This is a genomic window from Paenibacillus sp. FSL R10-2782, from assembly GCF_038592985.1.
GTDB classification, from domain to species: domain Bacteria; phylum Bacillota; class Bacilli; order Paenibacillales; family Paenibacillaceae; genus Paenibacillus; species Paenibacillus terrae_C.
On sequence record NZ_CP151951.1, the window covers coordinates 265324 to 278067 of the forward strand.

Sequence of the window (12744 nt, forward strand, 5' to 3'; positions counted from 1 at the left end):
ATGGCATCTAAATACGACGCAGTCCGTAACCGTAGGCAACAAGGAGAAGAGGCACGAGCCCGTGTCTTGGCGCGAGCAAGCAACCCGAATCCTGTAGGTGTGGGGAGCGAGAGCAAATATGCGGCTGTGAGAAATCGTACTGCTGACATTGCCCCTCCTACTTTGTTGAATAACGTGAAAAACACCCTAACGGGTCCGGCTGTTCAGGACTTTGTGGCTAAGGGGTTGGACTATGCGGGAAAGGAAATGCAGCAGAAGGCTGCTAATCGAGAAAAGAACCGGCTTAAACTGCCTCCTGCGCTCGTTGTCGGTCCAGGCTTCATAGAAAACTCTACCTTTGCCCAAGCGACTCAAGGCAACCGGGATGCTATAGGCACATATAGAGCAGCAACAGGTAGAACGATTAAGCCGCTGACGCAATATGAACAGAATCTAGAAGAGATCAATAAAGCTGCCGCGGAGCACCCGTTTTATGGAGAACACTTAGCTCCCTTGTCTCGTGAATTAAACTGGCTTACAGAAGGTAACCCTGTAGGTCGATTCATTGGACGCGCCACAACAACAGGCGCTGAAATGTCTCTAGGCAAAGCTTCTACCATGCCAACTACAGGCAACGCTACAGCAGATAATGTAGCAGACAAATTGGGTATGGTTGGCGGTGTCTTTGGGATGGCATTTAATCCTGCTGCACCTGGGGTTAAAGGTCAAAACCTGCTGACCGGGCCAATGGCTGCGGCAGAGGGTGCGATTGCTACACGAACGGGGAATGCTGCTGTAAATGCGATTAGTCGACAGGCATCCAAATTACCAGGCGTGTCGTCTGCCGCTGCTGATCGTGTTACTCGAGGGATTGCTACCGGAGCAGCGACAGGAGCCATTGGTAATACAGCCTATGGCCTTAACATGGATCAGTCTACAGGTGAGGAAGTGCTTCATAATGCCGCCCTTGGCGCAGCGTTCGGTGCTGGTGGGGAAGTAGTGGCCAGAGGTGTCGGCGCTGGCTGGCGTTCGCTGTTCAAAAAGAACGGCATCCCTGACAGGGAAGTGTCTGAAATACTCAGCCTGCCGGTGGGTAGAAAGGAAGCTCGTATTAATTCGGCAACGGCCCGATCTGTCCAACAGGCAGGGGACGAAGCAATTGCTAATCCGTTTACGTTTACTCTTCCGGAAGGCTCACCACAGACTCGCCGCGCTACTGCAAATGCTGCTGAAGGTCGTGGAGAAATCCAACAGATTAATTCACGTCTGCAAGAGCTGGAAAGTCAGTATGGCCAGAGGGTGATTGATGAGTATAAATACCTTAAGCAGTCCCGTGACAGTCGCGGTGGCGTATCGCAAGGTCAACTTCAACGTGGATTAGACGGTGATGTTATTGGCCGTACTGGACGCACGTCTCAGAATCCACTGTGGTATCAGGAGTTTTACCAGACTCATGGGAAAGCGCCTAGCAACAATGATTTATATAAACTGGCACAGGAACGTGTTGATAACGGCTTTATGGATGAGTCGGGCCGTGTGCCGTCGTGGAGGGAAACAAGCGGGTTCGACGAACAGTTGGCGGCATATACAGCGGCTCGGGATAATTTACGTACCGGTGTGCAAGAGCTTGACCCTGCTTTGCGCGTTACCGATCAGCCGCTTGTATCGAGCCGGTTAAAGCAGGAGAGTTCAGGCCTCCGTGTGAATGAATCTTCTATTAATAAGCAGGAAACTTTCAGCGTTAATGATCCTGCGGTTCCTGAGTTCATGCGTGCGAGACAGGCCAGACAAGAAGCGGCTAAGGGAAAACAGGAGTCGGTCGCACCTGAGAATTCACCGATTAAACCGGACGAAAATTATGTCCTTCCGAAACAGTATGAAGAGCAAAATGGATTAGGTATTTCAGCATTCGCCCAAACGAAACCCTATGATTCGCTGTCCACGTCAACCCGTTCGCAATTGGTTACCCGTCAAATGCGCGACCCGCGGAGCCTGAAAGGTTCGTCGGATCGGCTATACACCGCTTTGGTTGATGATGCACATCCATACAATCTTTTTGACAGGATGGTGGAGAAGGTCCTCGGGAGAAAACTAGATGCGTCGGAATCAACTCATAAACTCGCTTTAGCCTCTCGCGGTTCGGACATGGTAGCAAAGCAGATTGTCACAGATAAGATGGTCAATAGTGCTGGTGAGGTAGTAGGAGATTCTCTGAAAGATGTCTTATCCACTTTGCCCGGCGGGAAAAACGCGCCTAAGGTAGAAAGTGGCACACGTGGAGAACTACGCTCACGCACCAGTAAAACCATCTATGTTGATTTTGAAGACTACCTTATCAATAAGCATGCCATCACTCGGTGGGATCGTGGCGAAAAGGTGTTCGCTGATAAGCTGGAGTGGACGCCGGAGAAAGGGCAAAAAATCGTTGATGAATATGAGCGGTTGTTTCCTGAGTTTGTAGAGACTGCTGATAATTTGTATAAATTCAATCAGAACTTAGTAAACAACTGGTTAGTGGATACGGGTGTTATAAGCAAGGAAATGGCAGAGACTTGGTTCCATGAGAACCCATACTACGTACCGAATAAACGGTACTTTACCAGTCTTGAGAAACGCAATGGAGCTGGAGGCAAGGCAAAGCAGGGATATGGAAATCAGTCCAATCCGGTTAAAGGTTACAGTAAGGGCGGTTCACAGAAAAAGATTATATCGCCGATCGAAGCCACGATCGAGAACGTCGATGCCTATGTGAAGACGGCCAAGCGTAACCAGGTCATGCAGCAGTTTGTTAAGAACTTGAACCAAGACGCTGAAGCATTTAAAGATATAGCCACGGTTGTTGTGTCTCGTGATATAGGAAAAGAGAAGCTTGCCCGTGAGATTTTGGAGGAAAATGGACTTGATAAATTTATGCAGTCGCTTGACGAAGATTATGCACGGCTGCGCCGTGATCGGCTCGATACTGACAACACTGTACGGGTGCTGATGAACGGTGATCCGGTACGTGTAAAGGTCCATGACGCTCAGACCCTTGATGCGGTTACGTCTCTCGGGCCTCAAGGTGCCAATGCTGTTATGGATGCAATCGGGTGGCTAACCAACAAGATGAAGACATTAACAACTGGAGCCAACCCGGTGTTCTCTCTGACACGTAACTTATTTCGGGATATTCCACAGGCTTATGTAGCTTCTAAAACGACCAATAACCCGGTTCGGTTCATCGTGGATCTGGCCGACGCTTCTGTGCAGATACTTCGTAATGGTGAGCTATACAAGCGGTACAAACGGATAGGCGGAGGTCATAGTTCTCCTATCGCGGCAGACCGAAATTTGCTAAAGCAGAGCAAACGTGAAGTATTACCCAAAAGTATGGTGAAGGATCTCGGACCACGTTTGTATTACGGATTGGAAAACATCATGAATGCTGTGGAGTCTGCGCCTCGATTGGCAGAATTTAAGCGTGTAGCTAAAGGCGGAGCGCCAGAGGACATCCAAAAAGCTCTCTTTGCAGCCCAGGATGTAACGGTTAACTTTAAGCGGCGGGGCAAACTGGTGAGGGATCTGGACAAGGCTTTCCCATACATGAATGCAGCTCTACAAGGTTTAGATCAATTCGTCCGGGTTTACAAGGACAATCCTGCAAAGGCAACTATGAAAGCTGTTTTGGCCCTGACTATTCCAAGCATTGTGACGTATGTGTGGAATCATGATGACCCGAATTACCAAAAGTTAAGTAACCGGATAAAGGATTCGTTCATCTTGATTCCTAAGGGGGATGGCACTTTCATCAAAATTGCTAAACCTCAGGAGCTTGGTACTCTCTTTTCGGATCTACCGGAACGGCTGCTTCGTAAGTTTCAGGACGATGATCCGGCGGCCTTTAGGGATTTTGCCGACCGTATCCGTACCACGTTCACGCCACCAGGAGTACAAGGGGCACTGAAAGAGGGCGGTATAATTGATCGACTTCAGGGGATGGGCGGTGAAACAATTCTTGGCCCTGTCCCAGACCTAGCTGCAAACAAAACCTTTTCCGGCTCCCCTATTGTTCCAGGCTATCTGCAAAACCTATCGCCTGAGTTACAGACCGATGCCAAAACGACCAAGATCGCTACTTGGCTGGGAGAGAAAACAGGCACAAGCCCTAAGCAGTTGGATTATCTGGCTCGGCAATATACGGGCTTCATTGGGCAGTTTGGACAGCCGCTCTTGTCACCAGGGGGAGACTTTGGCAATGCTCTGATACAACAGGTTACCACTGATCCTGTTTTCAGTAATGATATCAGTACTGAGTTCTACAAGTACAAGGAGAAGCTTGACCAGGTCAATTATGACTCTGATTTGCGGAAGCCTCCTGCTTGGTATGACGATTCGCTACGTAAGAAGATGACTAAGATTAGCAAGGAAATGGGCGCGATTCGTAAGGATGTTAGGGCTGTACAGGACGACGAATCTATAAGCAATAAGGAAAAACGCGCAAGATTACGGGCGCTGCAAGAGAAGATCAACCAACTGGCTGAGGGCGGCAATGAGTTGGCCCGAGGCAAAGTCCCTTATTAATAAGGTGATACCTGGGCGCGTTATATGACGCGCTCTTTTTGTTGTTCAAATAATTTTGACAGGTCAGGAAAATTTCCTGAACAGAAACAGGAGGAACATAATGGATAGATTGGATTTGGTATTTAAATGGTTTACTGCTGCTGGGAGTGGTGCAGCAGCTTATTTTTTTGGCGGGTGGTCTGGTGTACTAAGCGCCCTACTGGTATTTGTCGCAGTAGATTACATTACAGGGTGTGCAGCGGCGGCGGCAGAAGGTGGTCTTAAAAGTAAGGTCGGCCTTATTGGCGTAGCACGTAAGGTATTTATTTTTGCTATGGTCGCTGTGGCGCACTTGGTAGATGGTGTATTGGGCGACTCTCATTTGTTTCGGGATTCCGTTGCTTATTTTTACATCTCCAACGAGCTGCTATCTATTATCGAAAATGGCGGGAGATTGGGAGCGCCGATCCCGCCGGTTATCCGTCAGGCCGTGGAAGTTCTCAAGGGTAAAGGCAATATTGATAAAGGAGCTGATAAATAATGCGGAAAATATCGAAAGCGGGAATTGCGTTAATTAAAAATTTCGAGGGCGTGCGCCTGACAGCGTACAAGCCCGTCCCCACCGAACAGTATCGGACCATAGGCTGGGGCCATTACGGACAGGACGTTAAAGCAGGCATGACCATAACGCAGGCCCAAGCTGACGCAATGTTGGTCGCTGACCTTGCCAAATACGAGGCGTATGTAAACAACCCGTTATATGTCCCGGTAACGGACCAACTCACGCAAAACCAATTTGACGCGCTGACGTCGTTTTGCTACAACTGCGGCGCAGGTAGTCTCAAGACACTCTGTAAAGGTCGCACAGTGACGCAGATTGCCGCCAACATCACCAAATACAACAAGGCGGGGGGGGGTAATGTGCTGGCTGGTCTGACACGGCGCAGAGAAGCAGAGCTGTCCTTGTATAACAAACCGGATGCGAAGGACGATGAAAAGATGGAAAAGGCAAATGTAATCGTAAATGGTAAGACTATCGCTGATGTTAAGATGATTAACGGTACGACGTATGTACCATTGCGGGCTGTTGGCGAGGCGTGGGGCGCTACAGTGGAGTGGGATAGTAAGACTAATACGGCTACAGTAAGCAAGTAAAACAAAAGGCCCTGAGCGATTATGCCGGGGCCTTTTTCCATGCTATTTACCTATTAGATATGAAACTGATTTATTAAAAAAATTGAAGGCCAAAATTTTAACTAAGAAAATAAGCAGCGAACAATATATGACTATTTGCAAAGCGTTATCTAAATGTATGGATATGTTGAACATCCCCATAACATTCAGTGAAATGTTTTTAATAATCATTTCTAGCCCCATTAGTACTAAAGTGTTTTTACCTATCTCTGAAAGTATTTTAAAGTCCGAAATTAAATGGCTTACATATAATACTGCTGAAATAATAATTAAGGTTAACGCCAATCTGTAAGCATTATAAATAACATGTCCATCAATATTAATACCATAAGATTTATACCAGTCTGGAGTGAAAGTGAAAATTCCATAAGCGCAAAAAAATAAAAAAGAACCTATAACATGTATGAAATATTTTATTTTTTTCCGTTGTGCCTTAAAATCGAAATTTCGAAGATGACTGAATATATAATCTCCTAGTGCAAAGAATAGTAGATAATTAGGTGTATCGTAGACGTTTAAAAATGATAAATGCTTAAGTAAAACAGTAATTACAGGCACCTTGGCGAATAGGAATATAATCAATGATAGCACTAATATTGCATGTCTGTTTTTTATAATTTTATTTATGAGATAGTAAAATATTGAGACACAAAACAAACTAGCCATGAACCACAACTCTGGAGCGGGATGATCTTTAAACCCTGTGAATATTGATGCGAATTGAGACCACATGACAGGGGAGGTTTCGTCTTTGTAGAAATCAAAAAACAGAATATTCAATACCCCAAAAAACACTAAAGGAACTATTAGCCTTTTTATTTGTTCTTTTAAAAATACCGAAAAGGGTAAGTCCTTATTCTTGCTAAAAAAGAAGCCGGAAATCAAAAAGAAAAGTTGAAGATGGAACAAATAACAGAAAACTTCTAGCCTACGGTCAGGAGTTAAAAAATGACCGCAGAAAACAGCTATTATAGCTATCCCTCTGGCTGTATCAACCCAGTCTAACCTTTTACGTTCTACACGTTCTACACATTCTGACATTACTTAAGTTAGCCCCCGTTGATGTTTGGTATGTTGAAACATATGTATTCTATCAGACCTAGGAATATTTATCCACATAAAAAAGCAAGAGGATTATTCCCCTTGCTCTGTTTGTAGGAGTCCATTGAAGAGTACAATTAAAGGCTTCTTGATGAAGTTACAACTTATATGTAACGTACAGGGTTTTTATTAGTGTAAGTTCGCCTCCATCTAAAAAACCCGCTCACTGAGCGGGTTTTTGCTTTTTATTGAGTTAAAATGTAGACATGAAATTATTAAGAGTCAAATTGTACTAGACTTGTAGACATCATGTCTACAAACTTGGCTTATAAATTTTATGCACTGGATACAAATCATTTGGTATTGACCTTTCATTTGCGTAAGTTATTTTTGAAGGGGAATAGAGCAGGTAGAAAGAATGCTTGGCAAGCAGGATGACATGGAATTTGCTCCATTTCTATAGAAAAATAGCGACGGTACCGACGTTGGCGTAGAATGACGCTTTCGTCGGTACCGTCGCTTTTTAGGTTGAAAGGGGGTGATGATTTGCCCTTAAAAAGGAAAGGAATATCTGGTGTGTGCTCTACATGATAATTTCTTTTTTTGGCTAAGACGGATTTAGTTTGATCGGTAGTCAGTTTCTATGCATCCTCTTTTCCATATTAATTTCAGAAATATACATTGAAAATAACGCTTGGGATGGTTCTTTCTGTAAACATAATCTCTATTCTGGCCGATACATACATAAGATGGGCTATTGTTAAATATACCCTCTTACTTTCGTATTTTGAAGTAAACTCTCATCTTTTTAAGAAGAAGGGACTACCTCTATGAATTATATGGACGAGCATATCCTAAGTCTCAAAAATAAGCTTAACCACGATGTAGCATCTAATAACGAAAATATGAACCTATCTCAACCTGCTGTACCCGATCAGGATAACTCTGTTGCTGAACAAAACAGGGTGCTGCGGATGGGTGATGAACTGATCCCGTTGGAATGGAAACCGATTTTGGATGGACAAATGGCGTTTAGCATCCCCAAATCTTTTAGCTTGATGCCACTGGAGCAATCCCGATTTAAATATCCTTCGGAACATCGTCCTCAGATTATTTACACTTCTTGGGACGGAACGGTGGATACCACCTTTAATCCGACAGAATCGGCTTTGGAGGTGGACGAGCTTCCCGAATTTGTAGAACAAATGGCGGATGTACTGCGGTCTGTACAACCCGTTCGTAATTGGATCGGTACCGAAATGATCGTGAATCGTTCCGGGCTGTCTATCGGAATTATTCGTTTTGTAGCAGCAGGTGTGGATATGAATTTGTACAATGAAATACTGCTGTTTATCCATAAAGGACAGGTGATAATGGGCACATTTAACTGTATGGAATCGGATATGGAAGCGTGGTTACCTGTGGCAGAAAATACAGTGCAATCTCTCCATAGGCTACCGATTCCCTCACATCCCACGTATGAGAAAGGAGCGGATTCGTTATGAGTTTGGGCTACGATAATATCCAAATATATCCCTATGTTATGGTGGATCTGGAGCAGCTTACCCTCACGAAAAAAATCAACGAGCATACCCGGCTCTATTTTACAGGAATCATCCCCGAGGAGATGCAGGACAGCTATGTGGAAACGACTGAAAAGAACACCGTCATCGAGGTGAGCCAGCGGGATGAAACGGGCGAAAGCAAGCCGCTGTTCAGCGGGATTGCCCTGTCGGTCGAAGTGAAGGTCGTGCGGGACGTGTACTATCTGGAGGTGGAGGCGATTTCTCATACCTACCGGATGGATATCCAGCAGCGTACCCGTTCTTTTCAATATACAAAAATGACCATTCCTCAGATGTTGGAGCAGATCGGCAAGGACTACGAAGGGCTGGATGTGATTGATGGAGCGACAGGTGGAGAGCCAATCGGAAGGCTGGCCATCCAGTATCAGGAGACGGACTGGGCGTTCTTGAGACGTATGGCCTCCCGGTATCATACGAGCCTGATGCCTGTGGCTCGTTTTGACAGTCCAAAATTTTATTTTGGCATTGAGGATAGCCCTGCACAGGTGGTGCTGGATCATACTCGTTATACCGTGCGCAAGCAGATGCTGCCTTTCCGTTATTTTCAGGAAAATGAGCAGGCGAAGGTGACGGAAAATGACTTTATTTTCTATGAGGTAGAAACGGACGAGGTACTGGATTTGGGAGCTCAGCTGACCTTTCAGGGACACAGCTTGTACGTCATTGAGGCGTATACCGAAATGAGGCAAGGACTGCTGCGACATCAATATGTGCTTGCCTCGTACAAAGGCTTACGGCAAAAAAGCTACTACCAGGAAAAGCTGGCGGGAGCCTCGTTAAGCGGTGTGGTTGTGGACTTGCGTCAGGATCAGGTGCGAATTCATCTGGATTGCGATGAGAAGCAGGATAAAGATAAGGCGCATTGGTTCAACTATTCGACGGTGTACAGTGGGGGAGGACATACAGGCTGGTACGTGATGCCAGAAAAAGGAGACTCCGTATCGTTGTATTTTCTGGGCAGTCGTGAAGAAGATGGGATTGCGGGGAGTGCGATCAGGCGTGCAGGCAGAGGGAGCGGACACAACAAGTTTTCCAATCCCCAGATGAAAATATGGCGAACGCCTCATGGCAAAGAGATTCGTTTGGGGCCGGATGAACTGGTCGTGACGGGGAAGGACGGCGCTATTTTTATCAAGCTGGATGACAAGGAAGGCATTCATATCGTGAGCAGTAAGCAGGTAAGTATCTCGGCGGGTGGCAACTTGAGTTTATCTGCTGGTAAAACGATGAGTCTGTCCGCAGGCAGTGAGCTGCGTATGGATTGCAACGGTAGTCATATTCAATTGAGCGGATCAGCGGATATGAAGGGTAGCGAAGTGAAGTCGAATTAGGCTGCAGGGCGGCTGCTGAATGGCGGCAACATGATGATATGACATGAAGAGCTTTAGGTGGTGGATGAAAGCAAATGGAGAAGCCTATAGATGAGCTAGACCCGCAGCAGCGGCAAGCCATTTTGGATCAGGCGTGGTTTCTGATCCGCAGAGATTGGGCGCTGAAGTTCAAGGTGACGCAAGAGAAACGGATTCAAGCCTGTGTCGAGGTCTTCCAAGGATACTGTCAGAAGATTCGGCAAGAGCAGCTTCAAGGAAGAAAAGGAAAGATCGGTTATATCACGTACTCCGTGCTACGTACCACATGGCTGGAGGAGCAGCCTACTTATCTCGTGGAGGCAGCAGACGCCTTATGGGTACTTGATCCTGAACCGATCCGATTCGAATATGATACAGAGTGGACGTTCTCCTATTGGTGTGATTTGCAGCAGCATTTGAGAACGGAGGTAGAGAAACAACAAATTTCTCTAACAGAGCTGGAATGGGAGCAGATCATGCTGGAGGCAGCGGTACATATTCATGAGCTAGTGGTGAATATGATTCGTTTGGCGATGAAACAGGCGGTGTGTTTACCGGAGTTTCAGGAACTGGAGCGGGAAGAAACATTCGAGATTCGTGTTGGAGAGTACCTGGATCAGAGTGTGTCTGTGTATAAAGAAGACCGCAGACGGATGGATGCGAACGTAATCAAGTCGTGGCTGGAGGAAAAAGAAGAACAAGCCTACAGCTATCAGGCGTTGGAGGGCATCCAGCTATCGGACGGGGATTATAGCCAGTTGGATTTTCGGTATACGGCCTTTCGCCAGATCAAGATGGAACATAATCGCTTGCGTGGCTGTGTCTTGGTTGGAACGATGTGGGAGGAAAGTCGACTCGATGGGATCGACTTAACATACAGCTTGCTTCATGGAGCCGATTTTAGCGGTTGCTCCATGAGAGGGGCAATATTGGATGTTGTTATGGGCAACGCCGGATATGGCTCGGATGCTTCTTTAGATTGGGAGCCACTGGGGTTTGCTGGCGTAGATTTCACAGGGACGAGCTTGCAGGGAGCTCATTTTCAAGATGCACAGTTGCGAGGAGCTGTATTCCAAGATGCCCTGCTGCAAAGAGCGTCCTTGAACGGAGCGGATCTAACAGATGCTTATTTTGCGGGAGCGGACGTGTCAGGTGCTTCCTTTGAGGGAGCCTATTTGAACCGGGCCGATTTTACGGGCGCAAATGTACAAGGCGTGATGTTTACCGACGAACAGCGTAGGCAGGCCATTGGATTGGAATGTGTAGCCCTTGAGTCTCCTTCATGGGGGGAGCCTTCTACATCTGCACAGGCGAGGGATGGCAGGAAAAGGGAGTGGTTGCATTGAGATATTTCCGACTGATGATGGATGAGCGGGTAAAACATCGGATAGAACCTGCTGCGCTCTCTCCCTTGCAGGTAGAGGCCATCCTGTCAGATGCCCCGATGAAGGAACCGCAGGATGAACCTCTTTTTTTAGATGTACATACTGATCAACGAACGATATACCCAGATTTTTTGGAATTTCCAATGCCGCTGGTGTCGGATCGGCTGAAAGCATTATTGGAGAAATATATGCCGGGACTGGAATGGGAAGCGGCCATCCTTACCGATTTTCAGCAAGCTAGACAGGACGTGTACTGGATACTTCGGCCGCCGATAGTAGATTGCCTTTCCGTACAAACGGAGTGGTATCCCAATGATACGTTGAAGCATTTGGTGCTCAAACAGGGGGATATCCCATCGCCTGTTTTTCGGATTGCGGGACTGATCGAACCCCATATCTATATTCATCTGGCTGTGGCGGAAAGTCTGCTGCGCCGATCTTTTACAGGCATTCGAGTACAACGAATCGAGATGGAGCACTAAGGAGGATGGAGCAAGGTGGAAGAAGCCCAAGTGAAACCGGGAACCGGTGCGAAAAAGAGCTATGTCGTGGCAGGAGCAATTTTAAGCTGTAGTTATGGCACGCAGCCTACGCGTTTGAAACGGCCTTTTAGCCATGGGGTCTACGTGAAAAACAAGGCACAAATGAACATTGGAGATTATGTACCGGGAGTGAACATCCAGTCTTTTGGGAACTGCTCCAGTCCATTAAATCCGGCTGTGCAAGCCAGTGACATGGTGGACATCTATGGCGTGAAGAAAGCCCCGTGCGTTCCTGTCCTGACCATGCCGTGGCTGAACGGAAAAAGCGACATGAGGATTGAGGGCCAACCTGCCTTGACACAGAACTGTACCCACCAGTGTCTGTATTGTGGTCATATCCGAATTGAAAATGACGGGCAGGAGCTGGATTAAAGACCTGCTCTTTGACTTGTTTCATGACGCCATATTTCGGATACTCCCTCGCAATTTTATGTTGTCGGAAAGGAGAACTGAAAGGACTTGAGCGTATTGCAATACATGGAAACGGATGGGCGTTTTTAAAGCGCCTCGCCTCCCGCTTTGGGTCGGTATTAGTGCCAGAGGTCACCGCAGCTTCTCCCAAGGTTTTTTTCGGGATGCCGGAAGGCAAATCGTACAGGGTGGAACGGGATGTATTTTACCGGGAAAGGAGAAAATCGTCAGGCATTACGCGCAGTTCGAGGCTTCTTATCGCAAGGAGCTGGGGCTGGAGCCGCCGCAGGAGCTGAGAAGCCAGAAGATATCATATTTGGAGTAGGTCGGCAAGTCGATGTATGGGGGTAAAATAGTGGACAAAGTTTTTCTTGTCCAACCGTTTTTACCGAAAACTGAATACTGGATTAATAAGAAAGTGATTATTCCCAGTTGAACAATCTATTAGGGGATAGTCTCTTTTTTGTTTTTTCGACAGCATTCGCGGTTTTGTGAGAATTTTGTGAGAACGGTTTGATAGAATGTTATTGCAATGGGGAGGGAGAGGCAATATGGGCGAGTGAATCAAGCGATACTGTTCGGAGTTCTGGTAAATCGAGCGTTTCAGTCACGATTTATAATCAGGACGAGCAGCAACACGTAAGTAGCGACGGTAAATAGCGCAGGAAAGATATAGAAGATTATTGGAGTTGTAGCAGAAGCGTTGAGAGACGATTGA

At 46.6% G+C, this 12744-nt stretch carries 10 protein-coding genes; 9 read left to right on the top strand and 1 reads right to left on the bottom strand.

Annotated elements, in window-relative coordinates; translation table 11 throughout:
* From NST83_RS01220 to NST83_RS01230, 3 genes are all read left to right on the top strand, one after another.
* Entirely contained in the window at positions 1 to 4539 is a 4539-nt protein-coding gene (locus tag NST83_RS01220; RefSeq protein ID WP_342416277.1) for an LPD38 domain-containing protein, read from the top strand.
* 100 nt (positions 4540 to 4639) lie between these two features.
* The gene (locus NST83_RS01225; RefSeq protein WP_342416278.1) at positions 4640 to 5059 is read left to right on the top strand and encodes a phage holin family protein; all 420 of its coding nucleotides are present in this window, start codon (positions 4640 to 4642) and stop codon (positions 5057 to 5059) included.
* Positions 5059 to 5673, top strand: a complete 615-nt coding sequence (locus tag NST83_RS01230) for a glycoside hydrolase family protein (protein WP_342416279.1) — start codon at positions 5059 to 5061, stop codon at positions 5671 to 5673. Before NST83_RS01225 ends, NST83_RS01230 begins: the two co-directional genes overlap by 1 nt.
* Positions 5674 to 5715: 42 nt before the next feature.
* Here the strand turns inward: NST83_RS01230 and NST83_RS01235 are convergent, their stop codons facing one another.
* Positions 5716 to 6753, bottom strand: coding sequence for an acyltransferase family protein (locus NST83_RS01235; RefSeq protein ID WP_342416280.1), 1038 nt, complete (start codon positions 6751 to 6753; stop codon positions 5716 to 5718).
* Positions 6754 to 7583: 830 nt separating this feature from the next.
* On the opposite strand from NST83_RS01235, the gene NST83_RS01240 reads away from it, so the two are divergent.
* The 6 genes from NST83_RS01240 to NST83_RS01265 all read left to right on the top strand — a co-directional run bounded on the left by NST83_RS01240 (position 7584) and on the right by NST83_RS01265 (position 12351).
* The gene (locus NST83_RS01240; protein ID WP_342416281.1) at positions 7584 to 8258 is read left to right on the top strand and encodes a hypothetical protein; all 675 of its coding nucleotides are present in this window, start codon (positions 7584 to 7586) and stop codon (positions 8256 to 8258) included.
* Positions 8255 to 9670 (top strand): phage baseplate assembly protein V, encoded by a 1416-nt coding sequence (locus NST83_RS01245; RefSeq protein WP_342416282.1) that lies wholly within the window; start codon positions 8255 to 8257, stop codon positions 9668 to 9670. The genes NST83_RS01240 and NST83_RS01245 overlap by 4 nt, the downstream gene beginning before the upstream one ends.
* A gap of 74 nt (positions 9671 to 9744) precedes the next feature.
* Positions 9745 to 11034 (top strand): pentapeptide repeat-containing protein, encoded by a 1290-nt coding sequence (locus NST83_RS01250; protein WP_342416283.1) that lies wholly within the window; start codon positions 9745 to 9747, stop codon positions 11032 to 11034.
* A 14-nt stretch (positions 11035 to 11048) separates the two neighbouring features.
* Positions 11049 to 11555, top strand: a complete 507-nt coding sequence (locus NST83_RS01255) for a hypothetical protein (protein WP_342417846.1) — start codon at positions 11049 to 11051, stop codon at positions 11553 to 11555.
* Positions 11556 to 11570: 15 nt separating this feature from the next.
* Positions 11571 to 11987: a DUF4280 domain-containing protein gene (locus tag NST83_RS01260; RefSeq protein WP_044645018.1), complete on the top strand. Its 417-nt coding sequence runs from the start codon at positions 11571 to 11573 to the stop codon at positions 11985 to 11987.
* Between the two features lie 115 nt (positions 11988 to 12102).
* Positions 12103 to 12351, top strand: a complete 249-nt coding sequence (locus tag NST83_RS01265; protein ID WP_342416284.1) for a hypothetical protein — start codon at positions 12103 to 12105, stop codon at positions 12349 to 12351.
* Positions 12352 to 12744 lie beyond the last annotated feature (393 nt).

What these genes read in the sequence shown, in the direction of transcription:
- NST83_RS01220 (WP_342416277.1), top strand. Translation starts at nt 1, where the DNA reads ATGGCATCTAAATACGACGCAGTCCGTAACCGTAGGCAACAAGGAGAA.
- NST83_RS01225 (WP_342416278.1), top strand. Translation starts at nt 4,640, where the DNA reads ATGGATAGATTGGATTTGGTATTTAAATGGTTTACTGCTGCTGGGAGT.
- NST83_RS01230 (WP_342416279.1), top strand. Translation starts at nt 5,059, where the DNA reads ATGCGGAAAATATCGAAAGCGGGAATTGCGTTAATTAAAAATTTCGAG.
- NST83_RS01235 (WP_342416280.1), bottom strand. Translation starts at nt 6,753, where the DNA reads ATGTCAGAATGTGTAGAACGTGTAGAACGTAAAAGGTTAGACTGGGTT.
- NST83_RS01240 (WP_342416281.1), top strand. Translation starts at nt 7,584, where the DNA reads ATGAATTATATGGACGAGCATATCCTAAGTCTCAAAAATAAGCTTAAC.
- NST83_RS01245 (WP_342416282.1), top strand. Translation starts at nt 8,255, where the DNA reads ATGAGTTTGGGCTACGATAATATCCAAATATATCCCTATGTTATGGTG.
- NST83_RS01250 (WP_342416283.1), top strand. Translation starts at nt 9,745, where the DNA reads ATGGAGAAGCCTATAGATGAGCTAGACCCGCAGCAGCGGCAAGCCATT.
- NST83_RS01255 (WP_342417846.1), top strand. Translation starts at nt 11,049, where the DNA reads ATGATGGATGAGCGGGTAAAACATCGGATAGAACCTGCTGCGCTCTCT.
- NST83_RS01265 (WP_342416284.1), top strand. Translation starts at nt 12,103, where the DNA reads ATGGGCGTTTTTAAAGCGCCTCGCCTCCCGCTTTGGGTCGGTATTAGT.